This window comes from Loktanella sp. R86503, assembly GCF_042466455.1.
In the GTDB taxonomy this organism is placed as follows: Bacteria; Pseudomonadota; Alphaproteobacteria; order Rhodobacterales; family Rhodobacteraceae; genus Loktanella.
The window spans coordinates 1-26,471 of record NZ_JAXHCI010000003.1 but is presented as its reverse complement, the minus strand read 5'-3'; the positions used below and the strand labels follow the sequence as shown (position 1 = coordinate 26,471).

At 53.8% G+C, this 26,471-nt stretch carries 26 protein-coding genes and 5 pseudogenes; 20 read left to right on the top strand and 11 right to left on the bottom strand.

Features of this window, described 5'->3' with window-relative positions:
* Positions 1-305: pseudogene (locus SJY10_RS16115) on the bottom strand (hypothetical protein); the annotation flags it as partial.
* Between the two features lie 137 nt (positions 306-442).
* Here SJY10_RS16115 and SJY10_RS16110 point away from each other — a divergent pair.
* The 5 genes and pseudogenes from SJY10_RS16110 (at position 443) to SJY10_RS16090 (ending at position 5,726) form a co-directional block, all read left to right on the top strand.
* A pseudogene (locus SJY10_RS16110) lies at positions 443-981 on the top strand (recombinase family protein).
* Between the two features lie 299 nt (positions 982-1,280).
* Positions 1,281-1,532 (top strand): hypothetical protein, encoded by a 252-nt coding sequence (locus SJY10_RS16105; RefSeq protein ID WP_386684805.1) that lies wholly within the window; start codon positions 1,281-1,283, stop codon positions 1,530-1,532.
* Positions 1,533-1,777: 245 nt separating this feature from the next.
* Positions 1,778-3,028, top strand: a complete 1,251-nt coding sequence (locus SJY10_RS16100) for an ATP-binding protein (RefSeq protein ID WP_386684793.1) — start codon at positions 1,778-1,780, stop codon at positions 3,026-3,028.
* Positions 3,029-3,406: 378 nt separating this feature from the next.
* On the top strand, positions 3,407-4,165 hold the full coding sequence (locus tag SJY10_RS16095; RefSeq protein ID WP_386684790.1) for a polysaccharide pyruvyl transferase family protein: 759 nt from the start codon (positions 3,407-3,409) through the stop codon (positions 4,163-4,165).
* Entirely contained in the window at positions 4,158-5,726 is a 1,569-nt protein-coding gene (locus SJY10_RS16090; protein WP_386684787.1) for a hypothetical protein, read from the top strand. Before SJY10_RS16095 ends, SJY10_RS16090 begins: the two co-directional genes overlap by 8 nt.
* Before the next feature lie 101 nt (positions 5,727-5,827).
* Here the strand turns inward: SJY10_RS16090 and SJY10_RS16085 are convergent, their stop codons facing one another.
* The 4 genes and pseudogenes from SJY10_RS16085 to mobQ (SJY10_RS16070) form a co-directional block, all read right to left on the bottom strand.
* Positions 5,828-6,673 (bottom strand): hypothetical protein, encoded by an 846-nt coding sequence (locus SJY10_RS16085; protein WP_386684784.1) that lies wholly within the window; start codon positions 6,671-6,673, stop codon positions 5,828-5,830.
* The gene (locus SJY10_RS16080) at positions 6,606-6,938 is read right to left on the bottom strand and encodes a hypothetical protein (RefSeq protein ID WP_386684781.1); all 333 of its coding nucleotides are present in this window, start codon (positions 6,936-6,938) and stop codon (positions 6,606-6,608) included. Before SJY10_RS16080 ends, SJY10_RS16085 begins: the two co-directional genes overlap by 68 nt.
* A 133-nt stretch (positions 6,939-7,071) precedes the next feature.
* Positions 7,072-7,231: pseudogene (locus SJY10_RS16075) on the bottom strand (IS5/IS1182 family transposase); the annotation flags it as partial.
* A 348-nt stretch (positions 7,232-7,579) separates the two neighbouring features.
* Positions 7,580-8,497, bottom strand: a complete 918-nt coding sequence (gene mobQ / locus SJY10_RS16070; RefSeq protein ID WP_386684807.1) for a MobQ family relaxase — start codon at positions 8,495-8,497, stop codon at positions 7,580-7,582.
* Positions 8,498-8,804: 307 nt separating this feature from the next.
* Here mobQ (SJY10_RS16070) and SJY10_RS16065 point away from each other — a divergent pair, with 307 nt between their 5' ends.
* The 5 genes from SJY10_RS16065 (at position 8,805) to SJY10_RS16045 (ending at position 12,839) form a co-directional block, all read left to right on the top strand.
* Positions 8,805-9,452 (top strand): hypothetical protein, encoded by a 648-nt coding sequence (locus tag SJY10_RS16065; RefSeq protein ID WP_386684779.1) that lies wholly within the window; start codon positions 8,805-8,807, stop codon positions 9,450-9,452.
* Between the two features lie 351 nt (positions 9,453-9,803).
* Positions 9,804-10,823: a RepB family plasmid replication initiator protein gene (locus SJY10_RS16060; RefSeq protein WP_386684777.1), complete on the top strand. Its 1,020-nt coding sequence runs from the start codon at positions 9,804-9,806 to the stop codon at positions 10,821-10,823.
* Positions 10,824-10,892: 69 nt separating this feature from the next.
* Positions 10,893-11,189 carry a type II toxin-antitoxin system RelE/ParE family toxin gene (locus SJY10_RS16055; protein WP_386684775.1) on the top strand — a complete coding sequence of 99 codons (297 nt, stop codon included), beginning with the start codon at positions 10,893-10,895 and terminating at the stop codon, positions 11,187-11,189.
* A gap of 3 nt (positions 11,190-11,192) precedes the next feature.
* On the top strand, positions 11,193-11,489 hold the full coding sequence (locus SJY10_RS16050) for an addiction module antidote protein (RefSeq protein ID WP_386684773.1): 297 nt from the start codon (positions 11,193-11,195) through the stop codon (positions 11,487-11,489).
* 159 nt (positions 11,490-11,648) lie between these two features.
* Complete coding sequence (locus tag SJY10_RS16045) at positions 11,649-12,839, top strand: NADH:flavin oxidoreductase/NADH oxidase family protein (RefSeq protein WP_386684771.1); 1,191 nt, start codon at positions 11,649-11,651, stop codon at positions 12,837-12,839.
* Positions 12,840-13,003: 164 nt separating this feature from the next.
* Here SJY10_RS16045 and SJY10_RS16040 read toward each other — a convergent pair whose 3' ends face one another.
* On the bottom strand, positions 13,004-13,540 hold the full coding sequence (locus tag SJY10_RS16040; protein ID WP_386684802.1) for a VOC family protein: 537 nt from the start codon (positions 13,538-13,540) through the stop codon (positions 13,004-13,006).
* A gap of 138 nt (positions 13,541-13,678) precedes the next feature.
* Between SJY10_RS16040 and SJY10_RS16035 the strand changes: the two genes are divergently transcribed.
* From SJY10_RS16035 to SJY10_RS16015, 5 genes are all read left to right on the top strand, one after another.
* The gene (locus tag SJY10_RS16035; RefSeq protein ID WP_386684800.1) at positions 13,679-14,218 is read left to right on the top strand and encodes a recombinase family protein; all 540 of its coding nucleotides are present in this window, start codon (positions 13,679-13,681) and stop codon (positions 14,216-14,218) included.
* 51 nt (positions 14,219-14,269) lie between these two features.
* Positions 14,270-14,725, top strand: coding sequence for a helix-turn-helix domain-containing protein (locus tag SJY10_RS16030; RefSeq protein WP_386684796.1), 456 nt, complete (start codon positions 14,270-14,272; stop codon positions 14,723-14,725).
* A gap of 289 nt (positions 14,726-15,014) precedes the next feature.
* Positions 15,015-16,265: an ATP-binding protein gene (locus tag SJY10_RS16025; RefSeq protein WP_386684793.1), complete on the top strand. Its 1,251-nt coding sequence runs from the start codon at positions 15,015-15,017 to the stop codon at positions 16,263-16,265.
* Positions 16,266-16,643: 378 nt separating this feature from the next.
* Positions 16,644-17,402 carry a polysaccharide pyruvyl transferase family protein gene (locus SJY10_RS16020; protein ID WP_386684790.1) on the top strand — a complete coding sequence of 253 codons (759 nt, stop codon included), beginning with the start codon at positions 16,644-16,646 and terminating at the stop codon, positions 17,400-17,402.
* Entirely contained in the window at positions 17,395-18,963 is a 1,569-nt protein-coding gene (locus tag SJY10_RS16015; protein ID WP_386684787.1) for a hypothetical protein, read from the top strand. The genes SJY10_RS16020 and SJY10_RS16015 overlap by 8 nt, the downstream gene beginning before the upstream one ends.
* 101 nt (positions 18,964-19,064) lie before the next feature.
* Here SJY10_RS16015 and SJY10_RS16010 read toward each other — a convergent pair whose 3' ends face one another.
* The 4 genes and pseudogenes from SJY10_RS16010 to mobQ (SJY10_RS15995) form a co-directional block, all read right to left on the bottom strand.
* The gene (locus SJY10_RS16010) at positions 19,065-19,910 is read right to left on the bottom strand and encodes a hypothetical protein (protein WP_386684784.1); all 846 of its coding nucleotides are present in this window, start codon (positions 19,908-19,910) and stop codon (positions 19,065-19,067) included.
* Positions 19,843-20,175, bottom strand: a complete 333-nt coding sequence (locus tag SJY10_RS16005; protein ID WP_386684781.1) for a hypothetical protein — start codon at positions 20,173-20,175, stop codon at positions 19,843-19,845. Before SJY10_RS16005 ends, SJY10_RS16010 begins: the two co-directional genes overlap by 68 nt.
* Positions 20,176-20,308: 133 nt before the next feature.
* Positions 20,309-20,468: pseudogene (locus SJY10_RS16000) on the bottom strand (IS5/IS1182 family transposase); the annotation flags it as partial.
* Positions 20,469-20,816: 348 nt separating this feature from the next.
* A complete protein-coding gene (gene mobQ, locus SJY10_RS15995; RefSeq protein WP_386684807.1) occupies positions 20,817-21,734 on the bottom strand; it encodes a MobQ family relaxase in 918 nt (305 codons plus the stop codon).
* A 307-nt stretch (positions 21,735-22,041) separates the two neighbouring features.
* Here mobQ (SJY10_RS15995) and SJY10_RS15990 point away from each other — a divergent pair, with 307 nt between their 5' ends.
* The 5 genes from SJY10_RS15990 (at position 22,042) to SJY10_RS15970 (ending at position 26,076) form a co-directional block, all read left to right on the top strand.
* Positions 22,042-22,689: a hypothetical protein gene (locus SJY10_RS15990; RefSeq protein ID WP_386684779.1), complete on the top strand. Its 648-nt coding sequence runs from the start codon at positions 22,042-22,044 to the stop codon at positions 22,687-22,689.
* Between the two features lie 351 nt (positions 22,690-23,040).
* Entirely contained in the window at positions 23,041-24,060 is a 1,020-nt protein-coding gene (locus SJY10_RS15985) for a RepB family plasmid replication initiator protein (RefSeq protein WP_386684777.1), read from the top strand.
* Positions 24,061-24,129: 69 nt separating this feature from the next.
* Entirely contained in the window at positions 24,130-24,426 is a 297-nt protein-coding gene (locus tag SJY10_RS15980; RefSeq protein ID WP_386684775.1) for a type II toxin-antitoxin system RelE/ParE family toxin, read from the top strand.
* A 3-nt stretch (positions 24,427-24,429) separates the two neighbouring features.
* Entirely contained in the window at positions 24,430-24,726 is a 297-nt protein-coding gene (locus SJY10_RS15975) for an addiction module antidote protein (protein ID WP_386684773.1), read from the top strand.
* Between the two features lie 159 nt (positions 24,727-24,885).
* Positions 24,886-26,076 carry an NADH:flavin oxidoreductase/NADH oxidase family protein gene (locus SJY10_RS15970; RefSeq protein ID WP_386684771.1) on the top strand — a complete coding sequence of 397 codons (1,191 nt, stop codon included), beginning with the start codon at positions 24,886-24,888 and terminating at the stop codon, positions 26,074-26,076.
* 164 nt (positions 26,077-26,240) lie between these two features.
* On the opposite strand, the pseudogene SJY10_RS15965 reads toward SJY10_RS15970, so the two are convergent.
* Positions 26,241-26,471, bottom strand: a pseudogene (locus SJY10_RS15965) (VOC family protein); the annotation flags it as partial.

The window sequence follows — 26,471 nt, the reverse complement described above, 5'->3', positions numbered from 1 at the left end:
CGACGCAGATTGCCCATTGAAGGGGGATTTGACGTAAAAATCCCTGTGGAACGGGGCTGACCTGGCACTGTAGGCAAGATGTAGCTCAGGTCTCCTTGATACTCTTCGAGCCCGTAGCCCAGAGTTGGGAGGAACGCCGAGTAGAAGCGCTCTGCCTTCGCGATGTCGTCTGCTCCAACGGTGACGTAAGCTATCATATTGAGGCTTTCCTCCAAGTAGTTCGGCGTTGATGGTGGGATCACCGTGTCGATGACAGAATAGCACAATCGGAAGCTGTCATTGTAGTAGCCGCAGCGAAAGCTCACTTTGTCCGCACACCGGCCCTTTGCGCGGTGCCACAAACGGCCGTTTTTGGAACATATGCAAACCGCCTCGATTGACGCTGCCACAAACCCCGTTCAAAACCCAACTAGTTGTTGAAGGTTTTTGGAAGGTCGACTGGATGATCATCGGTTACGCGCGGTTTTCCACAGAAGAGCAGCACCTGGATGCCCAGATCTCCGCCCTCGAGGCGACGGGCGCTGAGCGCATCTTCTCCGAAAAGGTATCCGGTACGCAATAGCTGTCCTGAGCTGAACCGCATGATCGAGCAGTTGCGTGACGGCGATGTGGTAGTAGTGACCAAGTACGACCGCCTAAGCCGATCCTTGCAGGACCTCTTAAGCATCGTTGAGGCGATACGGTGCCAGGGCGCAGGGTTCCGGTCCTTGGCTGAAGACATCGACACGACAACGCCGGCAGGACGGCTGGTCTTTCACGTGTTCGCGTCCATCGCCCAGTTCGAACGAGAACGGATATCCGAGCGAACCAAAGAAGGTTTTATCTGCCGCCCGTAAGCGGGGGCGACGAGGCGGCAGACCCCCTGCCCTATCGTTGGAGCGCCGCGTGGAGGTCGCGCGTATGCGTGACGTAGAGGGACGTGGCATTGCAGAGCTGGCACGTATCTTCAAGGTTAGCGCAAACACCATCAGGCGGGCCTGAAAGATCAGTTTAACCTCATGAAAATTGACCGCGCGCCCTGTAAAGCTCTATGGTCAACTTAACAGAAAAAATAACCACCTTTAACAGGGTGAATATAGGGGTGATAACAGTGGGAAAAGTAAGTGTAAGGGAAGCGGTCAAACACTATCAGATTTCTCGCCCAACCCTCATGAAACACCTTAAAAGAGGGCAAGTTATCGGCCAGTAAAGATGGTCAAGGAGCGTGGGAGATTGACCAGTCGGAGTTAACGCGCGTCTACAAGTCTCGTGTAAGTGAGACACATGTTGACCAGTCAAATTTGACCACACCGAACAATGTTGAAAGCAGCATTGAAATCAGTGTGTTGCAGGTCAAACTTAATGCAGCCATGGAGACGATAGAACGTTTAGAAGCGGACAAAGCTGACTGGAAGCAACAGGCGCAATCACTTGCGCGTCTTGCGCCTCCTGATGGGGGCAGGGGAGAAACCCAGAAGGTCGCTATGGTCGCGGATAAGGGGCGTTTAGTGCGAAAATCACCAAAATCCTTCAACAACCAACTCAGTTTTTGAACGGGGTTAATGGCTGCACAAATCTGGGCGTTTTGCAGTCATGCAAAAAATGGCCGTTTTTGGTGCGACCTAAGGTCCGGTGGGCAGACCACCGAGGCGACCTGCCAAGCTTTCGCTAATGTTGAGTCGCGTCGTAAAATTATGTTGATCTCTCAAGGTATATTAAATTATCGGCATGCAGACATCACCTTTCTATGCAAGTCAAAAGCCACTGTTGCCGTAGTGGAAAGCGGAAGGATACCGGAATGAGTGCCAGAGCATCCCAGCAAGCAGTCATACAAGATCACGCTGCATACTTAGAGGGAACGCACAACTTCCAAGCTGATATTGAGAAGCTGGCGAACAGCGCTTTGATAGGCACTGTTCTTGAAACTGTTATGCTGGCCACAAATATGCGATTTGCGGCTGTCGCGCGCGTTACCGCTGATCGCTGGGTTGCATGTCGCACTATTGATGAAGTCAATTTTGGTTTGTCATCGGGTGACGAAATTGAAATCCAATCGACTTTTTGCCAGTCGGTTCGCGATACATCTCACAAGGTCTTGTTTAACGATGCGGCAACAGATGATGTCTACGGTGGCCATCCAATTGCAGCTAAGTTTGGGATTGTAAGTTACGCCTCAATCCCAATTTATCGCAGTGATGGAACTTTCTTTGGCACGCTATGTGCTATCGATACTGAGCCGCGCGATGTAAAACATTCACGTGCAGTGGCAATGTTGGAGATGTTTGCCGATATTATTGGTCGGAGCCTTGAGACTGAGGAACGACTGGAAGCACAAGAACAAATGGTCTCCCACGAGAGGGAGTTAAGCCGCATTCAGGAAGAGTTTGTTGCAGTCCTTGGACATGACCTTCGCAATCCAGTGGCGGCGCTTGATGCCGGTTTTCGGATACTCGACCGAGAACCAATGTCGGAAAAGGCTCAAACGGTCCTTCCATTAATGCGCTCCTCGCTGCGCCGAATGAATGATCTGATCAACAACATTATGCTGCATGCCAAGGCGCGGTTAGGCGGCGGCATACGTATTTCTGCTGAGCCCGACGCTCCATTGGCTGAGGCCATTACGCAAGTCGTCGAGGAAGTCCGAGCGGCGTGTCCGGATCATGAGATAGCACTCGAACTACAGTTAGATCGGCCTGTTAGCTGCGATGCGCCCCGCGTCGCCCAAGCGATTTCTAACCTTATGTCGAACGCTGTTCGCCACGGAACTCCCGGCGCACTGATTAGCGTGCGGGGTCTGATAGACGCAAATGGCATTGAGATTAGCGTTGCTAATAGCGGCGCGGCCGTACCTGATGAACTGCGACAAGATCTCTTTCATCCGTTTCGGCGCGGCGCGCATGCAGCCGGAGAGGGGCTTGGACTTGGTCTCTATATCGCGTCGTCCATCGCAACAGCACACAATGGCCGGATCGAAGTAACCTGCGAAAGCGGCACCACTACCTTCATCTTCAGGATTCCTTTGCTGTCAGCAGCCGTTGATGCCAATTGACGACCGTAATTTATAACGCGAATTACGAAACTGAAGCGTACCAATTGCGTTAATCTGCGCTAATTCTATCTCATAGATAGCAGACCTTTGGAGAGATGCCGCTGCAGCCCGTTCTGCATACAAAGTGAGCTTTCACTGCGCTTGCATAAACCCTTCCAAAAACGAGGGTTTTGGGAACGGCCCTAAAGTCAGGTGTGCAGAACCTAGTTATCCTGACATGACCACCAAGATAGAAGATCTGACACTTCCTCTGACTGCATGGTTGACCGCTAGGTTCCCGCCGTCATCTGCACCTCCAAGGTTGGGGTGGTGAGACAACCGGTTGAAACTGCCCTATTTACGCTGGTATCTATAGGGGGTAATTGTGCAGCTATGCCCTTGGACACAATCATCAACATCTTCCACAGCGAAGCTGACAATGTTGGCGATCAGATGTGTGGTCCGGCGCAGTATCTCTGGCCAACTAAATTTCAAAATATTCCTCTTGGGTCGAGGCCATCCCATCATGTCGATGCCGTGGTCATTGGGGGTGGGCAGATATTCTCGCAGATGAGTGAAGCTCTTGCTTCTATCTACGATCATAACCCGCGCGCAAAGGCAGTGGCATGGGGTGTCGGGTTACCCCCCCTAGGACGACGAAACCAACTTGTTACGGAATTGGCCGAGTGCTTTGCGGCGTTTGGAACACGCAACTATGACCGGCGAGAGCAGTTTAGCTTCGTGCCTTGTGCAAGCTGTTTGTCACCACTGTTCGACCGGGTTGGCCCTGCCACGCATGATGTGGTCGCATATGTACATCGTAAGAAACGAGGTCCCGAAGAGCTGCCGCCTGATATTCCAATAATGACGAATTCGATGCGTCCGCTGCGGGAGGTCATAGAGTTTATTGCATCGGGAGATACGGTTGTTACGAGCTCCTATCATGGAGTTTATTGGGCACAGTTGCTTGGCCGAAAAGTGATATGCCTGCCCTATAACGATAAGTTCGAGACTTTTCAGCACAGCCCAACAATGGCTGAACCGGGATCGTGGCTGAGGGCGATGGGCTCCGCTCTACGGACCGAGCCAATGCTTGAGGAATACCGTGCGCTGAATCAAGCTTTTGCAGTCCGGGCTATGGATATCTGGTGTGACTGACACCAAGATCACCGCAAAGCGCGTAATCGTTCATATCGGTCCTCACAAAACTGGATCCACAGCAATCCAGAAGTGCTTGACGGACAATCGATTAGAACTTGAGCGGGCAGGAATTTCACTGATCCATGGCGATGATACCCATAAAGCGGCGATCATGCTCCTTCAGGAGAGATTTGACGAAGCCGAGGCCACTTTGCGCACGGTTTCACAGCAAATCTCATCAACCACTGCCAATACAGTTTTATTGAGCCAAGAGGATTTTTGCGGTGATTTGCCGGGCCGTTCCCGCCGAAAGGTTGTTTACCCCAGGTTGACAAAAAATTTGCGGATTATCGCCCGGTCCTTAAAGCCACATCATGTCACGTTCGTCTTCTTTGAACGAGATATTCAGGAGTGGTTGCAAAGTTGTTACCATCAGCACCTCAAACACCGGACGTTTTTCAGTACCTTCGGAGACTTCCAACAACACTTGGAGGAGATAACTACTTGGGACTCAAAGTTGGAAAAGCCCCGAGAGACCTTTGGAGAAAGCTTTATAACCGCTCCGTACAGTAAAGTGCCGGATGCTGGGGTCAGAAAAATTTTGGAAATTGCGGGTAATCCATTACTGCGTTTGGCCCACCAACCTGAAAACAGTAACTCGTCGCCTACATTGGAGAAACTAAGGTTTCTGGAGCGGGTTAATGCTCTGTCCTCTTTTAAATCAACTGCCTGGTTTACCAAAACGCTTGTAATGGAAGGCTGGTCTCCGAAGATCAGTACTGATCAGACTGCCGCCGGCCATAGCCTGTCGGAACAGCCTGCAGCTTTAGCACTTCCTGAACTGGTGCGAAGGGCACAGAGCAGAGTTAATCGACAGCAGATAGACGACATCCTTCCGGAACGCGATGTGAAGCTTGAAGACTACCTGTTCGACTTCCTACCTGCCGACGCGACACTACCAGAAGTGTCACGAATTGATATACGGGACCAGTCACGACTTCTGGACTACCACCTGCGGGGAAAATCACAGCTGTCAAAGTTGAATGCCCTGACGATCAGTTACCTCCGCCGTGATACCGATCATACAGAAAAGGCAAAGTACCTCTTTCACCGCATTTGGGCTGAATGTGGCATTCTGCTGGTGAACGAGCTGACCACGCGTTGGCTGATCTCCACTTTACAGACTTTTCTCGATCATGGCCAAAACGAAGCACAGCGGATGATCGGGGCCAGCGGCTATTTCTATGCAAATATGATGAAAATCTACGAAGGCGAGCGGGCGATCGAGGGTCTTGAACAGGACGCCAACTATTCGGATTTAGAACCTCAAACGCCTAACAAATTCTCCGGGCTTGACCGCTATTCCGTCGGAGGCACTGACTTGCTGCTGAACACCAACGCGTTGGCACTCAACCTCGCCATGCGCGACGATGTTGCAGGTCTCGTACTTCAGGAACTACTTTTGCGTGTGAAGTCATCTGCCAACGTATTTACGCGGATGGATAGGACAAGAAAGGAGCGAGAAGTCACAGTACCTGGATTTGAAGACACGTGGTCCTTTTTTGATGAGCCGCGTTGATTGCTTGTAGTCAGCTGCTTTTCAGAGAACCCGTGGTTATTAGCCAGCTTTGATCAGTTTTATAAAATCGTCTCTATATCCGCCTGAAAGAAACCTCAACTTTATCGATGAAACTCTTCCGGGACATTCTCAGGAAGAATGAGAGAAACATTTTCCATACAACTTATCTCTGCTAGATCACGCTCATACTGGAAGTCCAACTTATCGATCCAGCTTTGTGAAATTCCAGTGATTTTGTGGTTGCTCAGGAGAGTTTTAGAAGGCTGTGGGATATTTAAAAGATATTTTTCCAAGGCGTCAATTATCTTGTCATCTGTTGTATCAAGCAGACTTATAAGGAATGCGAGCGTGACTTTCTCTGGGTGCTCAAAATCCCAGACTACAATTCGACTGCGCGGTGCGGCTGTCCTAATCCGACGCACAAGTTGCGCCCATGAGGGCGTAATGCGCGGCTCAGGAAAGCCTTTACCTTCCGGCATCCGGCTCACAACTTCATAAAGATAATCAAACTGACCTTGTATGGTTAGATGAAAGGTCACGGGTACGTCTGTAAAAATATCCGAGATTCGTCCAATCCGGTTCTTAGTATATGGCAGAACGGATTGTTTCCAAAAGCAGTCTTCCGCCCCGCCAAGTAGTGAGTGCTGACTTGCGGCAACGGTTCCATGAACAGACAAACTGGCGATTGCCGTTTCAATTTTGCGCCATGCGGAGACATCGACCATTGCCTCTTTCCGTTTGGCATTGATCAACCCGCGGAACTGTTCCCGCCAGAGTTGCCGAGAAAGAACCTGCGGCAGGCCTTCGCTCATGAGTATCCCAGGCTGCGAAACGGAATGAAGCAAGTCAGGAATAATTCCTGGTAGACCGAGGTGAAGGTTAAACATCGAGCGATTGGCCGTCACTAAACTCAGGAAACCCATGGTCAGCGATGGCTTCGCTTCCATCCGCGATCTTTCGCAATAGTATCGCCTGTTCTATAGCTTTTTGTGTCGCATGTTGACACACCATATTCATCGCCAAGTAGCCGCGTAAACGGTTTTCCAAGTCGCCGCTGGTGAGCTGAAGACATGCATCGTCTGCCTCGATAAGTGAACAAAGCAGTGGTAAAATCTCTTCTGCCCGCTCCAAAAGCGTTCCCGTGCTTAGGTTCGCGTGCGTAAAGTCGATCGTTACGCGGGCACCATCCACTTTTAACTCGATGTCTCGCATATTTCCTCGCCCTCTCTCGCGGCGCCTCTATATCCGCTTGTATGCGCGATATTGGAACAACTACTCAAGGGCAACTGGAACTAACACCTGCGCCCTAAAGCCCTCTACCTGGCAGTGCGAACATCTATGCCAGTTCTAGCGGTGCATCATGCCAGCGCAAACCGTTGCGATTGATTAAGATCAATGCCGCCGGTGATACGACATTCGTAAACGCCCAGCAGACCATGGCTCTTCGGAAAATACGGTCGGAGCCGTTCTATTTGAGCCTCGCTCAGCCAATACATATCGCTCATTAATCCCCCCTTGGTCGGAAGGTTTTAATCAGGGAGGGGGCGCAGCTTCATCCGAACTAATGGGTCCTGAGCCAAAGGAAGAAATTCCCACATGCGATCCGAGCATCCAGCTTCAGGTAATATGGTAAGCGTCCTCAAATGCTATAATCCGGGCCTTCGCGCTCGATGGCCCTCTCCCGCTCCAAAACGCGTTCGCGCTCCAGTACCCGCTCTCGCTCCCGGTCCTGCTCCGTCAGGTTCGCGCCGGCGCTCTCAACGTTGCGCTGGATCTGCGCACTTCGGTCCTCGCCGCGCCCCTCCCGCGCGGCCTGTAGCCGCTCAAGGGCAGTCTGCGGCCTCTCCTCAGCCCTACGCGGTGCACGGGCGGCCTGCAGCCGCTCCAGCGCCGTCTCCGGGGCGCGGGTAAGTCCAAGCGCTGCCGCGCGATCCTGCACCCGGTCTAACGCCCGCTCCAGCCATTCGCGGGCCTGCGCCTGAAACTCCCGCGCCACCTCGCGGACCTGAAGGCCAATCTCGCGCACCTCCTGCCAACGATCGGAGGCCGGTGTGGCGATGCCGCGCCGCATCATGCTCCAGCCCCGGGCTGCCAACATCGGGCAGGGGCGGGCGGTCCAGCTCGACGGCCCGCGCCATCTCAGCAACGTGGCCCCGCTCGTCGCCATTGCGCTCAGCCGCATAGGCCCGCTCAAGCGCTTCCTCGCGCTGCGCCTCCAGCGTGCGGTGATCCACCCGCTCGTGGACGTGGCAGCGCTCAAGGGTCTGGTTGACGTGATCGGCCCAGGACGAGCGCCAGTCCACCAGCAGCTCCTTGGCGTTCCAGTCGCGGTTCTTGGCACCGAACCCCTCGGGGCCAATCTCGCGAGTGGTCAGCATGATATGCGCATGATGGTTCCGCTGATCCCCTTCACGCCCCGGGGCGTGCAGGGCGATGTCAGCGACCATCCCGCGGGCGACGAACTGCGCCTGAACGAACCCGCGCACCAGATCGCGGTTCTGTTCTGGCGTCAGCTCGGAGGGCAGGGCCACGCGCACCTCGCGGCTGACCTGCGCATCCTTGCGTCGCTCGATAGCCTCGACGGCGTTCCACAGCGACGAGCGATCCCGCGCCCAGTCCGGGGCATGCTCCGGGGCGAGGATTTCGGTGTGAAGGACGCCATCCTTGCGGGTGTAGTCGTGCACCTCGCCGGTGCGCGCATCACGCACACGCTCGGCGGCGCGGTACGCGCTCGCGGCGGTCGCGGACCGCCCCTTACTTCGGGAAATCACCCCGCTGAGCGGGGCGGGTTTGAACACAGTACGGAGGCCAAAATGCAATTTTGGTTAACAGTACGCATATCCTGCAATTGCGACCCTCCACCGCAGCGCTCCACTTCGACCCTCTGGCATGTTGTCGCGAGGCCCGCTTCCTTGAGTGTCCAGCGTTCAGAAAACTTCGTGGCTATCGCGCATCAGACCGCGTGTTCTTGGGCGAATTGGTGCGCCCGATCAGGGTCACTTTCCGCTTAAAACGAAAAGTGTCTTGCAAGGCACATATCCTGCTACCTCTCACCCTCCAAAACGCGCCAAGACGAATTTGTATTACACGCCACATATCCTGCTATCGCTTCCCTCTATTTTGAGCCTCGCAACGGCAGCCTTTGTCTTCGTCACGGTAGAGAACACCACCACACTGATCGACGTGCAGAACAAAGCGGTGGCAACATCTGCCTCCGTGAAGGAGGCACGCACCTACATGGCAACGGTGGTCAAAAACACCGACTGGGAGACCAACGGTAAGAAAATCGCCGCCATCCTCGACAAGGCCATGCGGGAGGACCGCGCAGCATTGAACGCGGCGGCAAAGGCTGCCGATGATATGCAGACGATGTCCGTTGGCATCTCCCACAAAGTCGATGCAGCCGCCGACGCACAGCAAAAGGCCAGCCTTGCCTTCCACAGCGCCGCAGAGCGGCTGCTACGCGTCATGGAGGCCCACGAGCAGGGCAAGTGGCGCAGAATGGGCATGTTGGCCCTCGTAGCGGCGCTCACAGCCGCTCTTGGCCTATTCGGCGGTTACTGGTGGGCAAACGGGAACATTCAAAAGGCGCGTCTCGCCGAAGTCGGTGAACTCCTACGCTCATCCAGCGGTGAAGACTTCTGTGGTGATATGAGCGGCACTGTCCTCGAAGCTGACAATAACGGCGTCTACTGCGCATCGTGGATCAAGCAGCCAACCGAATAGGCGGGCGAAATCCGTCTGGCTGCTTGCCACTATGGCATCGACTCCCACGGATTGATGATTTGAACACCTGTCGGCTCAAAGTCCGCAACATTGCGTGTGACGATGGGCATTGCATGGGTGGCTATGAGAACGAGTTTACCAAAAGACCCAAATCCACCTCACTATTTTAACAAGAGGAACGCAGTTCCCTTATTTCTATAGGTTTCTCTATTTCAAGGACCTGTAACTACATGAATTTAATAGGTTAATCGAGTTAGACCTGACTTTTCGGGACCTAAACCTGACCTTTCGGGACTCTATACCTGACTTTTCGGGACTACCCTGACTATTGACTCTGATAAAAAGTCAGGCATGAAAGCCGGTATGGGATATGCAGTAAACAGCGCGGAATCGAACAGTCGTGACCCTGCTAAATTGAGCAAGGCGGGTGAACTGGCCGATGGGCAGTACAGCGAGCGCGCCTTACGCAATCCACCCAGTTTGCAGGCGCTCAAGCTGCAAGATGTGCTGATGAAAAATGCAGGCGGCAAGATCGCCGAAGATCAGTGGCACGAGCTGCCATTGGCGACGTTCAAGCAGGTGAAGGGCTTTCGCAACTTGACCCACGAAGACGTGGTGCGGCTCTTTGAGGAACTGCGCAGCGTGACCATGCGCCATGTGAACAACGCTGAAGGACATACTGCCATTTACGGCCTGATAGCCGTTGGTCGTGTGGACATGGACGAGGGCCACGGGAAACTGCGTTATCAATTCGACGCTGAGTTTCGCAAGATTGTTGAGCAATCTAACCTCTATGCCATTCTGGACTATCGTGCCGGCCTCGCCATGTCCTCGCGCTATGCCCATCGTTTGCATGAGATGATTTCGTTCCGTGCGGCTCGTGAACGACAGATGGAGCGGTTCACGGTGGAAGAGCTCCGCGCCCGTCTTGGCGTCCAGAAAGGCAAACTTGAAGCATGGAGCGATTTCAGAGTTAAAGCTCTCGATGTCGCTATTGATGAGGTCAGTCAATCGAGCCGGTTCCGTGTCAGCTACCGCATCACAAAACGGGAACGCCGCAAGACCACCGAAATCGAACTGGCATGGGAAATCAAAGAAGCGCTTGAAGACGCCAAGAAGGAACAGGAAGCCCATTCGGTTGCCCGTAAAGGCAGGCGGGCAGAAGCCAAGGAGCGGCTGGCCTTCCCTGAATCTGGAAGCGTCAAATACACCGATCCATGGGCCAAGCTGGCCAGTGAGAATTGCAACTGGGATCACGGTAAGATCGCCGATGCGTTCCGGTCGTTCTGTGCGCAGAAAGGGATCAAGCTGGGTGCAAAGAACATCGAAACGGTGTTCGTCAGCTTCTGCAAAAGCCAGAGCCGGATCTGAACATGGTTTTCGTAGAAATATATGACAACTATAGTTGTCAATTTTTCTCGATGAAACTATAGTTGTCATATGGTTGAGCTGATCCGAAGCAGTATTTTTGACGGCTGGTTGTCAGGCCTACGGGATCGACGTGCAAAAATGCGCATCGCTGCAAGGCTGGACCGTCTGGCTGTGGGGAACCCCGGTGACGCGAAACCCGTTGGCGGCGGCATATCAGAGCTGCGTATCAACTACGGCCCCGGCTACCGGGTTTACTACATGACGCGCGGCAAAGTGCTGATTGTCCTGCTCTGTGGCGGCGACAAATCCACCCAAGATGCTGACATCAGACAAGCCAAGGCACTAGCGGATCACTGGAAGGATTGAGCGATGGAAGACGTGACTTTTGCCCGCTACGACACAGCAGATTACCTCGAAACCGAGGAGGATATTGCCGCCTATCTTGAGGCGGTCATGGAGGAGGGTGGAGACAACCCAGCTTACATAGCCCGCGCCCTTGGAGCCGTGGCCCGTGCGCGCAATATGACCGCGCTGGCAGGTGAGGTCGGCATGAGCCGGGTGGGGTTGAATAAAGCGCTATCCGGTCAAGGAAACCCGACGCTGGCAACCGTGATGAAGGTTACGAAGGCGCTCGGATTGAAAGTTTCGATCCAACCAGCGACGTAATCTACCTAGATGCAAGGAAGCGTTCCAGAAACGGTGGTTTTTGGAACATCGTGCAGGTGCAGCTAATGACTGGTTTGAGCCCACACTTACACAAGGTTGCCCCGCCATGCTTTTTCATGAAGGTGTCGTCAGTAGCCAAAATTTGAAGGGGCCATTCTAATGCAACAAGAGGATGCTCTGTTTGATCCGTTGGAACTGCCTTGCGGTGTGATCCTGAAAAACCGGATTGCCAAATCTGCAATGTCCGACTCATTGGGCGATGGCACAGGCACCCCCACCGTTGAACAAAATCGCCTTTACAAACGATGGGCCGATGGGGGGCTGGCCGTGTCGATTATTGGGGAGGTGCAACCCTCGCCCAACTTTGCCGAAAAGCCCGGAAATCTGGTGTTGGACGTGAACTCTGACATGTCAAAATTCGAGTCTCTTGCAGAACACGGCAGCAGAAACGGCGCGCTGTTTTGGCTGCAACTTGGACATGCTGGTGCGCTTGCGTATCGCCCAATCAGCAATCCGAAAGGGCCAAGCGAACTCGACTTGCCCGACCTGCAATGTGAAGGGATGTCGCTGGACGAAATTCGACAACTTCCTTTGGACTTCGCCAAGACCGCAAAGCTGGCCCAACAAGCAGGGTTTGGTGGCGTGCAAATCCACGCGGCACATGGTTTTCTACTCAGTCAATTTCTATCGCCGTTATTTAACAAACGCAGTGATGAATACGGCGGGACAATCGCCAACCGTATGAAACTGTTGCTTCAATCCATTGAAGCAGTGCGTAAGGAAGTCGGTCCCGACTTTCCTATTGCGGTAAAACTCAACTCCTCGGATCAATTGGTCGGCGGACTTGATGAAGATGATGCTCTTGAGGTTGTCGCGGCTTTAGACGCCTCCTCCGTGGACCTTATCGACATCAGCGGTGGGACCTACTTTCCCGGCGCGAAAGCTGCCTCAGATGGAGCGGGGCGCGGGCCGTATTTTATCGAGTTTGCCAAACGTGCAAGAACCAAAACCTCCAAGCCTCTTATGCTGACCGGCGGTTTCAAAACACGAGCGCAAGCAGAAGACGCAGTGAGGAGCGGTGTGGTTGATGTCGTGGGTCTCGCCCGTGCGCTTGTTCTTGCGCCGAGCCTTCCCAATCTGTGGATGGAAAACCAAATGCCAGAACCATCCTTTCCAAGATTTTCGGATGCGCCAGAGGGCGGGATAACTGCTTGGTATACTATGCGGCTAACAGACATAGCGGCTGACAAAGAAACAGACGAAGTTGGCGACCTTACCCGCGCGATACGCGAATACGAAGTGCGCGACGCGAAACGCACAGAAATCTGGTCACGCCACTTCGAGGGCTGAGGTTGATTGAAAGGCTGAATGTTGGGCGGCATAGGTGTCGCTTTGTCCGCACAGCCGCTATTCAGTTGCGTTCCAAAAACCCTCCTTTTTGGCACGGTTTGTGCAGGTGCGGCTAAGGTCCGGTTCGAGCCCAAAGTTTGCTAATGCTGCGCGTGGGGCGAATGTCAGCTTCCGTGTAATTCATCGCGCCCAGGTTCATTAGGGTCACTGGAGAACAGCGCGATCTTGTTGCCGTGCGGGTCACGAAGATAGCCTACATAAAAGTGGGGGCCGTATAACGGACGAAAACCAGGCTGCCCATCGTCGGAGCCGCCTGCGGCCAGCGCTGCGCCATGAAGGTCACGAACCTGGCTTTGTGATCGCGCCTGAAACGCGACCATGACGCCGTTCCCAGCCGACGCAGATTGCCCATTGAAGGGGGATTTGACGTAGAAATCTGGCTGAACGGGGGGCTGACCTGGCACTGTAGGCAAGATGTAGCTCAGGTCTCCTTGATACTCTTCGAGCCCGTAGCCCAGAGTTGGGAGGAACGCCGAGTAGAAGCGCTCTGCCTTCGCGATGTCGTCTGCTCCAACGGTGACGTAAGCTATCATATTGAGGCTTTCCTCCAAGTAGTTCGGCGTTGATGGTGGGATCACCGTGTCGATGACAGAATAGCACAATCGGAAGCTGTCATTGTAGTAGCCGCAGCGAAAGCTCACTTTGTCCGCACACCGGCCCTTTGCGCGGTGCCACAAACGGCCGTTTTTGGAACATATGCAAACCGCCTCGATTGACGCTGCCACAAACCCCGTTCAAAACCCAACTAGTTGTTGAAGGTTTTTGGAAGGGTCAGATCAATGATCATCGGTTACGCGCGTGTTTCGACAGAAGAGCAGCACCTGGATGCCCAGATCTCCGCCCTCGAGGCGACGGGCGCTGAGCGCATCTTCTCCGAAAAGGTATCCGGTACGAAAAGAGCCCGTCCTGAGCTGAACCGCATGATCGAGCAGTTGCGTGACGGCGATGTGGTAGTAGTGACCAAGTACGACCGCCTAAGCCGATCCTTGCAGGACCTCTTAAGCATCGTTGAGGCGATACGGTGCCAGGGCGCAGGGTTCCGGTCCTTGGCTGAAGACATCGACACGACAACGCCGGCAGGACGGCTGGTCTTTCACGTGTTCGCGTCCATCGCCCAGTTCGAACGAGAACGGATATCCGAGCGAACCAAAGAAGGTTTAGTTGCCGCCCGTAAGCGGGGGCGACTAGGTGGCAGACCCCCTGCCCTATCGTTGGAGCGCCGCGTGGAGGTCGCGCGTATGCGTGACGTAGAGGGACGTGGCATTGCAGAGCTGGCACGTATCTTCAAGGTTAGCGCAAACACCATCAGGCGGGCCTGAAAGATCAAGTTCAACCTCATGCAAAATTGACCGCGCGCCCTGTAAAGCTCTATGGTCAACTTAACAGAAAAAATAACCACCTTTAACAGGGTGAATATAGGGGTGATAACAGTGGGAAAAGTAAGTGTAAGGGAAGCGGTCAAACACTATCAGATTTCTCGCCCAACCCTCATGAAACACCTTAAAGAGGGCAAGTTATCGGCCAGTAAAGATGGTCAAGGAGCGTGGGAGATTGACCAGTCGGAGTTAACGCGCGTCTACAAGTCTCGTGTAAGTGAGACACATGTTGACCAGTCAAATTTGACCACACCGAACAATGTTGAAAGCAGCATTGAAATCAGTGTGTTGCAGGTCAAACTTAATGCAGCCATGGAGACGATAGAACGTTTAGAAGCGGACAAAGCTGACTGGAAGCAACAGGCGCAATCACTTGCGCGTCTTGCGCCTCCTGATGGGGCAGGGGAGAAACCCAGAAGGTCGCTATGGTCGCGGATAAGGGGCGTTTAGTGCGAAAATCACCAAAATCCTTCAACAACCAACTCAGTTTTTGAACGGGGTTAATGGCTGCACAAATCTGGGCGTTTTGCAGTCATGCAAAAAATGGCCGTTTTTGGTGCGACCTAAGGTCCGGTGGGCAGACCACCGAGGCGACCTGCCAAGCTTTCGCTAATGTTGAGTCGCGTCGTAAAATTATGTTGATCTCTCAAGGTATATTAAATTATCGGCATGCAGACATCACCTTTCTATGCAAGTCAAAAGCCACTGTTGCCGTAGTGGAAAGCGGAAGGATACCGGAATGAGTGCCAGAGCATCCCAGCAAGCAGTCATACAAGATCACGCTGCATACTTAGAGGGAACGCACAACTTCCAAGCTGATATTGAGAAGCTGGCGAACAGCGCTTTGATAGGCACTGTTCTTGAAACTGTTATGCTGGCCACAAATATGCGATTTGCGGCTGTCGCGCGCGTTACCGCTGATCGCTGGGTTGCATGTCGCACTATTGATGAAGTCAATTTTGGTTTGTCATCGGGTGACGAAATTGAAATCCAATCGACTTTTTGCCAGTCGGTTCGCGATACATCTCACAAGGTCTTGTTTAACGATGCGGCAACAGATGATGTCTACGGTGGCCATCCAATTGCAGCTAAGTTTGGGATTGTAAGTTACGCCTCAATCCCAATTTATCGCAGTGATGGAACTTTCTTTGGCACGCTATGTGCTATCGATACTGAGCCGCGCGATGTAAAACATTCACGTGCAGTGGCAATGTTGGAGATGTTTGCCGATATTATTGGTCGGAGCCTTGAGACTGAGGAACGACTGGAAGCACAAGAACAAATGGTCTCCCACGAGAGGGAGTTAAGCCGCATTCAGGAAGAGTTTGTTGCAGTCCTTGGACATGACCTTCGCAATCCAGTGGCGGCGCTTGATGCCGGTTTTCGGATACTCGACCGAGAACCAATGTCGGAAAAGGCTCAAACGGTCCTTCCATTAATGCGCTCCTCGCTGCGCCGAATGAATGATCTGATCAACAACATTATGCTGCATGCCAAGGCGCGGTTAGGCGGCGGCATACGTATTTCTGCTGAGCCCGACGCTCCATTGGCTGAGGCCATTACGCAAGTCGTCGAGGAAGTCCGAGCGGCGTGTCCGGATCATGAGATAGCACTCGAACTACAGTTAGATCGGCCTGTTAGCTGCGATGCGCCCCGCGTCGCCCAAGCGATTTCTAACCTTATGTCGAACGCTGTTCGCCACGGAACTCCCGGCGCACTGATTAGCGTGCGGGGTCTGATAGACGCAAATGGCATTGAGATTAGCGTTGCTAATAGCGGCGCGGCCGTACCTGATGAACTGCGACAAGATCTCTTTCATCCGTTTCGGCGCGGCGCGCATGCAGCCGGAGAGGGGCTTGGACTTGGTCTCTATATCGCGTCGTCCATCGCAACAGCACACAATGGCCGGATCGAAGTAACCTGCGAAAGCGGCACCACTACCTTCATCTTCAGGATTCCTTTGCTGTCAGCAGCCGTTGATGCCAATTGACGACCGTAATTTATAACGCGAATTACGAAACTGAAGCGTACCAATTGCGTTAATCTGCGCTAATTCTATCTCATAGATAGCAGACCTTTGGAGAGATGCCGCTGCAGCCCGTTCTGCATACAAAGTGAGCTTTCACTGCGCTTGCATAAACCCTTCCAAAAACGAGGGTTTTGGGAACGGCCCTAAAGTCAGGTGTGCAGAACCTAGTTATCCTGACATGACCACCAAGATAGAAGATCTGACACTTCCTCTGACTGCATGGTTGACCGCTAGGTTCCCGCCGTCATCTGCACCTCCAAGGTTGGGGTGGTGAGACAACCGGTTGAAACTGCCCTATTTACGCTGGTATCTATAGGGGGTAATTGTGCAGCTATGCCCTTGGACACAATCATCAACATCTTCCACAGCGAAGCTGACAATGTTGGCGATCAGATGTGTGGTCCGGCGCAGTATCTCTGGCCAACTAAATTTCAAAATATTCCTCTTGGGTCGAGGCCATCCCATCATGTCGATGCCGTGGTCATTGGGGGTGGGCAGATATTCTCGCAGATGAGTGAAGCTCTTGCTTCTATCTACGATCATAACCCGCGCGCAAAGGCAGTGGCATGGGGTGTCGGGTTACCCCCCCTAGGACGACGAAACCAACTTGTTACGGAATTGGCCGAGTGCTTTGCGGCGTTTGGAACACGCAACTATGACCGGCGAGAGCAGTTTAGCTTCGTGCCTTGTGCAAGCTGTTTGTCACCACTGTTCGACCGGGTTGGCCCTGCCACGCATGATGTGGTCGCATATGTACATCGTAAGAAACGAGGTCCCGAAGAGCTGCCGCCTGATATTCCAATAATGACGAATTCGATGCGTCCGCTGCGGGAGGTCATAGAGTTTATTGCATCGGGAGATACGGTTGTTACGAGCTCCTATCATGGAGTCTATTGGGCACAGTTGCTTGGCCGAAAAGTGATATGCCTGCCCTATAACGATAAGTTCGAGACTTTTCAGCACAGCCCAACAATGGCTGAACCGGGATCGTGGCTGAGGGCGATGGGCTCCGCTCTACGGACCGAGCCAATGCTTGAGGAATACCGTGCGCTGAATCAAGCTTTTGCAGTCCGGGCTATGGATATCTGGTGTGACTGACACCAAGATCACCGCAAAGCGCGTAATCGTTCATATCGGTCCTCACAAAACTGGATCCACAGCAATCCAGAAGTGCTTGACGGACAATCGATTAGAACTTGAGCGGGCAGGAATTTCACTGATCCATGGCGATGATACCCATAAAGCGGCGATCATGCTCCTTCAGGAGAGATTTGACGAAGCCGAGGCCACTTTGCGCACGGTTTCACAGCAAATCTCATCAACCACTGCCAATACAGTTTTATTGAGCCAAGAGGATTTTTGCGGTGATTTGCCGGGCCGTTCCCGCCGAAAGGTTGTTTACCCCAGGTTGACAAAAAATTTGCGGATTATCGCCCGGTCCTTAAAGCCACATCATGTCACGTTCGTCTTCTTTGAACGAGATATTCAGGAGTGGTTGCAAAGTTGTTACCATCAGCACCTCAAACACCGGACGTTTTTCAGTACCTTCGGAGACTTCCAACAACACTTGGAGGAGATAACTACTTGGGACTCAAAGTTGGAAAAGCCCCGAGAGACCTTTGGAGAAAGCTTTATAACCGCTCCGTACAGTAAAGTGCCGGATGCTGGGGTCAGAAAAATTTTGGAAATTGCGGGTAATCCATTACTGCGTTTGGCCCACCAACCTGAAAACAGTAACTCGTCGCCTACATTGGAGAAACTAAGGTTTCTGGAGCGGGTTAATGCTCTGTCCTCTTTTAAATCAACTGCCTGGTTTACCAAAACGCTTGTAATGGAAGGCTGGTCTCCGAAGATCAGTACTGATCAGACTGCCGCCGGCCATAGCCTGTCGGAACAGCCTGCAGCTTTAGCACTTCCTGAACTGGTGCGAAGGGCACAGAGCAGAGTTAATCGACAGCAGATAGACGACATCCTTCCGGAACGCGATGTGAAGCTTGAAGACTACCTGTTCGACTTCCTACCTGCCGACGCGACACTACCAGAAGTGTCACGAATTGATATACGGGACCAGTCACGACTTCTGGACTACCACCTGCGGGGAAAATCACAGCTGTCAAAGTTGAATGCCCTGACGATCAGTTACCTCCGCCGTGATACCGATCATACAGAAAAGGCAAAGTACCTCTTTCACCGCATTTGGGCTGAATGTGGCATTCTGCTGGTGAACGAGCTGACCACGCGTTGGCTGATCTCCACTTTACAGACTTTTCTCGATCATGGCCAAAACGAAGCACAGCGGATGATCGGGGCCAGCGGCTATTTCTATGCAAATATGATGAAAATCTACGAAGGCGAGCGGGCGATCGAGGGTCTTGAACAGGACGCCAACTATTCGGATTTAGAACCTCAAACGCCTAACAAATTCTCCGGGCTTGACCGCTATTCCGTCGGAGGCACTGACTTGCTGCTGAACACCAACGCGTTGGCACTCAACCTCGCCATGCGCGACGATGTTGCAGGTCTCGTACTTCAGGAACTACTTTTGCGTGTGAAGTCATCTGCCAACGTATTTACGCGGATGGATAGGACAAGAAAGGAGCGAGAAGTCACAGTACCTGGATTTGAAGACACGTGGTCCTTTTTTGATGAGCCGCGTTGATTGCTTGTAGTCAGCTGCTTTTCAGAGAACCCGTGGTTATTAGCCAGCTTTGATCAGTTTTATAAAATCGTCTCTATATCCGCCTGAAAGAAACCTCAACTTTATCGATGAAACTCTTCCGGGACATTCTCAGGAAGAATGAGAGAAACATTTTCCATACAACTTATCTCTGCTAGATCACGCTCATACTGGAAGTCCAACTTATCGATCCAGCTTTGTGAAATTCCAGTGATTTTGTGGTTGCTCAGGAGAGTTTTAGAAGGCTGTGGGATATTTAAAAGATATTTTTCCAAGGCGTCAATTATCTTGTCATCTGTTGTATCAAGCAGACTTATAAGGAATGCGAGCGTGACTTTCTCTGGGTGCTCAAAATCCCAGACTACAATTCGACTGCGCGGTGCGGCTGTCCTAATCCGACGCACAAGTTGCGCCCATGAGGGCGTAATGCGCGGCTCAGGAAAGCCTTTACCTTCCGGCATCCGGCTCACAACTTCATAAAGATAATCAAACTGACCTTGTATGGTTAGATGAAAGGTCACGGGTACGTCTGTAAAAATATCCGAGATTCGTCCAATCCGGTTCTTAGTATATGGCAGAACGGATTGTTTCCAAAAGCAGTCTTCCGCCCCGCCAAGTAGTGAGTGCTGACTTGCGGCAACGGTTCCATGAACAGACAAACTGGCGATTGCCGTTTCAATTTTGCGCCATGCGGAGACATCGACCATTGCCTCTTTCCGTTTGGCATTGATCAACCCGCGGAACTGTTCCCGCCAGAGTTGCCGAGAAAGAACCTGCGGCAGGCCTTCGCTCATGAGTATCCCAGGCTGCGAAACGGAATGAAGCAAGTCAGGAATAATTCCTGGTAGACCGAGGTGAAGGTTAAACATCGAGCGATTGGCCGTCACTAAACTCAGGAAACCCATGGTCAGCGATGGCTTCGCTTCCATCCGCGATCTTTCGCAATAGTATCGCCTGTTCTATAGCTTTTTGTGTCGCATGTTGACACACCATATTCATCGCCAAGTAGCCGCGTAAACGGTTTTCCAAGTCGCCGCTGGTGAGCTGAAGACATGCATCGTCTGCCTCGATAAGTGAACAAAGCAGTGGTAAAATCTCTTCTGCCCGCTCCAAAAGCGTTCCCGTGCTTAGGTTCGCGTGCGTAAAGTCGATCGTTACGCGGGCACCATCCACTTTTAACTCGATGTCTCGCATATTTCCTCGCCCTCTCTCGCGGCGCCTCTATATCCGCTTGTATGCGCGATATTGGAACAACTACTCAAGGGCAACTGGAACTAACACCTGCGCCCTAAAGCCCTCTACCTGGCAGTGCGAACATCTATGCCAGTTCTAGCGGTGCATCATGCCAGCGCAAACCGTTGCGATTGATTAAGATCAATGCCGCCGGTGATACGACATTCGTAAACGCCCAGCAGACCATGGCTCTTCGGAAAATACGGTCGGAGCCGTTCTATTTGAGCCTCGCTCAGCCAATACATATCGCTCATTAATCCCCCCTTGGTCGGAAGGTTTTAATCAGGGAGGGGGCGCAGCTTCATCCGAACTAATGGGTCCTGAGCCAAAGGAAGAAATTCCCACATGCGATCCGAGCATCCAGCTTCAGGTAATATGGTAAGCGTCCTCAAATGCTATAATCCGGGCCTTCGCGCTCGATGGCCCTCTCCCGCTCCAAAACGCGTTCGCGCTCCAGTACCCGCTCTCGCTCCCGGTCCTGCTCCGTCAGGTTCGCGCCGGCGCTCTCAACGTTGCGCTGGATCTGCGCACTTCGGTCCTCGCCGCGCCCCTCCCGCGCGGCCTGTAGCCGCTCAAGGGCAGTCTGCGGCCTCTCCTCAGCCCTACGCGGTGCACGGGCGGCCTGCAGCCGCTCCAGCGCCGTCTCCGGGGCGCGGGTAAGTCCAAGCGCTGCCGCGCGATCCTGCACCCGGTCTAACGCCCGCTCCAGCCATTCGCGGGCCTGCGCCTGAAACTCCCGCGCCACCTCGCGGACCTGAAGGCCAATCTCGCGCACCTCCTGCCAACGATCGGAGGCCGGTGTGGCGATGCCGCGCCGCATCATGCTCCAGCCCCGGGCTGCCAACATCGGGCAGGGGCGGGCGGTCCAGCTCGACGGCCCGCGCCATCTCAGCAACGTGGCCCCGCTCGTCGCCATTGCGCTCAGCCGCATAGGCCCGCTCAAGCGCTTCCTCGCGCTGCGCCTCCAGCGTGCGGTGATCCACCCGCTCGTGGACGTGGCAGCGCTCAAGGGTCTGGTTGACGTGATCGGCCCAGGACGAGCGCCAGTCCACCAGCAGCTCCTTGGCGTTCCAGTCGCGGTTCTTGGCACCGAACCCCTCGGGGCCAATCTCGCGAGTGGTCAGCATGATATGCGCATGATGGTTCCGCTGATCCCCTTCACGCCCCGGGGCGTGCAGGGCGATGTCAGCGACCATCCCGCGGGCGACGAACTGCGCCTGAACGAACCCGCGCACCAGATCGCGGTTCTGTTCTGGCGTCAGCTCGGAGGGCAGGGCCACGCGCACCTCGCGGCTGACCTGCGCATCCTTGCGTCGCTCGATAGCCTCGACGGCGTTCCACAGCGACGAGCGATCCCGCGCCCAGTCCGGGGCATGCTCCGGGGCGAGGATTTCGGTGTGAAGGACGCCATCCTTGCGGGTGTAGTCGTGCACCTCGCCGGTGCGCGCATCACGCACACGCTCGGCGGCGCGGTACGCGCTCGCGGCGGTCGCGGACCGCCCCTTACTTCGGGAAATCACCCCGCTGAGCGGGGCGGGTTTGAACACAGTACGGAGGCCAAAATGCAATTTTGGTTAACAGTACGCATATCCTGCAATTGCGACCCTCCACCGCAGCGCTCCACTTCGACCCTCTGGCATGTTGTCGCGAGGCCCGCTTCCTTGAGTGTCCAGCGTTCAGAAAACTTCGTGGCTATCGCGCATCAGACCGCGTGTTCTTGGGCGAATTGGTGCGCCCGATCAGGGTCACTTTCCGCTTAAAACGAAAAGTGTCTTGCAAGGCACATATCCTGCTACCTCTCACCCTCCAAAACGCGCCAAGACGAATTTGTATTACACGCCACATATCCTGCTATCGCTTCCCTCTATTTTGAGCCTCGCAACGGCAGCCTTTGTCTTCGTCACGGTAGAGAACACCACCACACTGATCGACGTGCAGAACAAAGCGGTGGCAACATCTGCCTCCGTGAAGGAGGCACGCACCTACATGGCAACGGTGGTCAAAAACACCGACTGGGAGACCAACGGTAAGAAAATCGCCGCCATCCTCGACAAGGCCATGCGGGAGGACCGCGCAGCATTGAACGCGGCGGCAAAGGCTGCCGATGATATGCAGACGATGTCCGTTGGCATCTCCCACAAAGTCGATGCAGCCGCCGACGCACAGCAAAAGGCCAGCCTTGCCTTCCACAGCGCCGCAGAGCGGCTGCTACGCGTCATGGAGGCCCACGAGCAGGGCAAGTGGCGCAGAATGGGCATGTTGGCCCTCGTAGCGGCGCTCACAGCCGCTCTTGGCCTATTCGGCGGTTACTGGTGGGCAAACGGGAACATTCAAAAGGCGCGTCTCGCCGAAGTCGGTGAACTCCTACGCTCATCCAGCGGTGAAGACTTCTGTGGTGATATGAGCGGCACTGTCCTCGAAGCTGACAATAACGGCGTCTACTGCGCATCGTGGATCAAGCAGCCAACCGAATAGGCGGGCGAAATCCGTCTGGCTGCTTGCCACTATGGCATCGACTCCCACGGATTGATGATTTGAACACCTGTCGGCTCAAAGTCCGCAACATTGCGTGTGACGATGGGCATTGCATGGGTGGCTATGAGAACGAGTTTACCAAAAGACCCAAATCCACCTCACTATTTTAACAAGAGGAACGCAGTTCCCTTATTTCTATAGGTTTCTCTATTTCAAGGACCTGTAACTACATGAATTTAATAGGTTAATCGAGTTAGACCTGACTTTTCGGGACCTAAACCTGACCTTTCGGGACTCTATACCTGACTTTTCGGGACTACCCTGACTATTGACTCTGATAAAAAGTCAGGCATGAAAGCCGGTATGGGATATGCAGTAAACAGCGCGGAATCGAACAGTCGTGACCCTGCTAAATTGAGCAAGGCGGGTGAACTGGCCGATGGGCAGTACAGCGAGCGCGCCTTACGCAATCCACCCAGTTTGCAGGCGCTCAAGCTGCAAGATGTGCTGATGAAAAATGCAGGCGGCAAGATCGCCGAAGATCAGTGGCACGAGCTGCCATTGGCGACGTTCAAGCAGGTGAAGGGCTTTCGCAACTTGACCCACGAAGACGTGGTGCGGCTCTTTGAGGAACTGCGCAGCGTGACCATGCGCCATGTGAACAACGCTGAAGGACATACTGCCATTTACGGCCTGATAGCCGTTGGTCGTGTGGACATGGACGAGGGCCACGGGAAACTGCGTTATCAATTCGACGCTGAGTTTCGCAAGATTGTTGAGCAATCTAACCTCTATGCCATTCTGGACTATCGTGCCGGCCTCGCCATGTCCTCGCGCTATGCCCATCGTTTGCATGAGATGATTTCGTTCCGTGCGGCTCGTGAACGACAGATGGAGCGGTTCACGGTGGAAGAGCTCCGCGCCCGTCTTGGCGTCCAGAAAGGCAAACTTGAAGCATGGAGCGATTTCAGAGTTAAAGCTCTCGATGTCGCTATTGATGAGGTCAGTCAATCGAGCCGGTTCCGTGTCAGCTACCGCATCACAAAACGGGAACGCCGCAAGACCACCGAAATCGAACTGGCATGGGAAATCAAAGAAGCGCTTGAAGACGCCAAGAAGGAACAGGAAGCCCATTCGGTTGCCCGTAAAGGCAGGCGGGCAGAAGCCAAGGAGCGGCTGGCCTTCCCTGAATCTGGAAGCGTCAAATACACCGATCCATGGGCCAAGCTGGCCAGTGAGAATTGCAACTGGGATCACGGTAAGATCGCCGATGCGTTCCGGTCGTTCTGTGCGCAGAAAGGGATCAAGCTGGGTGCAAAGAACATCGAAACGGTGTTCGTCAGCTTCTGCAAAAGCCAGAGCCGGATCTGAACATGGTTTTCGTAGAAATATATGACAACTATAGTTGTCAATTTTTCTCGATGAAACTATAGTTGTCATATGGTTGAGCTGATCCGAAGCAGTATTTTTGACGGCTGGTTGTCAGGCCTACGGGATCGACGTGCAAAAATGCGCATCGCTGCAAGGCTGGACCGTCTGGCTGTGGGGAACCCCGGTGACGCGAAACCCGTTGGCGGCGGCATATCAGAGCTGCGTATCAACTACGGCCCCGGCTACCGGGTTTACTACATGACGCGCGGCAAAGTGCTGATTGTCCTGCTCTGTGGCGGCGACAAATCCACCCAAGATGCTGACATCAGACAAGCCAAGGCACTAGCGGATCACTGGAAGGATTGAGCGATGGAAGACGTGACTTTTGCCCGCTACGACACAGCAGATTACCTCGAAACCGAGGAGGATATTGCCGCCTATCTTGAGGCGGTCATGGAGGAGGGTGGAGACAACCCAGCTTACATAGCCCGCGCCCTTGGAGCCGTGGCCCGTGCGCGCAATATGACCGCGCTGGCAGGTGAGGTCGGCATGAGCCGGGTGGGGTTGAATAAAGCGCTATCCGGTCAAGGAAACCCGACGCTGGCAACCGTGATGAAGGTTACGAAGGCGCTCGGATTGAAAGTTTCGATCCAACCAGCGACGTAATCTACCTAGATGCAAGGAAGCGTTCCAGAAACGGTGGTTTTTGGAACATCGTGCAGGTGCAGCTAATGACTGGTTTGAGCCCACACTTACACAAGGTTGCCCCGCCATGCTTTTTCATGAAGGTGTCGTCAGTAGCCAAAATTTGAAGGGGCCATTCTAATGCAACAAGAGGATGCTCTGTTTGATCCGTTGGAACTGCCTTGCGGTGTGATCCTGAAAAACCGGATTGCCAAATCTGCAATGTCCGACTCATTGGGCGATGGCACAGGCACCCCCACCGTTGAACAAAATCGCCTTTACAAACGATGGGCCGATGGGGGGCTGGCCGTGTCGATTATTGGGGAGGTGCAACCCTCGCCCAACTTTGCCGAAAAGCCCGGAAATCTGGTGTTGGACGTGAACTCTGACATGTCAAAATTCGAGTCTCTTGCAGAACACGGCAGCAGAAACGGCGCGCTGTTTTGGCTGCAACTTGGACATGCTGGTGCGCTTGCGTATCGCCCAATCAGCAATCCGAAAGGGCCAAGCGAACTCGACTTGCCCGACCTGCAATGTGAAGGGATGTCGCTGGACGAAATTCGACAACTTCCTTTGGACTTCGCCAAGACCGCAAAGCTGGCCCAACAAGCAGGGTTTGGTGGCGTGCAAATCCACGCGGCACATGGTTTTCTACTCAGTCAATTTCTATCGCCGTTATTTAACAAACGCAGTGATGAATACGGCGGGACAATCGCCAACCGTATGAAACTGTTGCTTCAATCCATTGAAGCAGTGCGTAAGGAAGTCGGTCCCGACTTTCCTATTGCGGTAAAACTCAACTCCTCGGATCAATTGGTCGGCGGACTTGATGAAGATGATGCTCTTGAGGTTGTCGCGGCTTTAGACGCCTCCTCCGTGGACCTTATCGACATCAGCGGTGGGACCTACTTTCCCGGCGCGAAAGCTGCCTCAGATGGAGCGGGGCGCGGGCCGTATTTTATCGAGTTTGCCAAACGTGCAAGAACCAAAACCTCCAAGCCTCTTATGCTGACCGGCGGTTTCAAAACACGAGCGCAAGCAGAAGACGCAGTGAGGAGCGGTGTGGTTGATGTCGTGGGTCTCGCCCGTGCGCTTGTTCTTGCGCCGAGCCTTCCCAATCTGTGGATGGAAAACCAAATGCCAGAACCATCCTTTCCAAGATTTTCGGATGCGCCAGAGGGCGGGATAACTGCTTGGTATACTATGCGGCTAACAGACATAGCGGCTGACAAAGAAACAGACGAAGTTGGCGACCTTACCCGCGCGATACGCGAATACGAAGTGCGCGACGCGAAACGCACAGAAATCTGGTCACGCCACTTCGAGGGCTGAGGTTGATTGAAAGGCTGAATGTTGGGCGGCATAGGTGTCGCTTTGTCCGCACAGCCGCTATTCAGTTGCGTTCCAAAAACCCTCCTTTTTGGCACGGTTTGTGCAGGTGCGGCTAAGGTCCGGTTCGAGCCCAAAGTTTGCTAATGCTGCGCGTGGGGCGAATGTCAGCTTCCGTGTAATTCATCGCGCCCAGGTTCATTAGGGTCACTGGAGAACAGCGCGATCTTGTTGCCGTGCGGGTCACGAAGATAGCCTACATAAAAGTGGGGGCCGTATAACGGACGAAAACCAGGCTGCCCATCGTCGGAGCCGCCTGCGGCCAGCGCTGCGCCATGAAGGTCACGAACCTGGCTTTGTGATCGCGCCTGAAACGCGACCATGACGCCGTTCCCAGC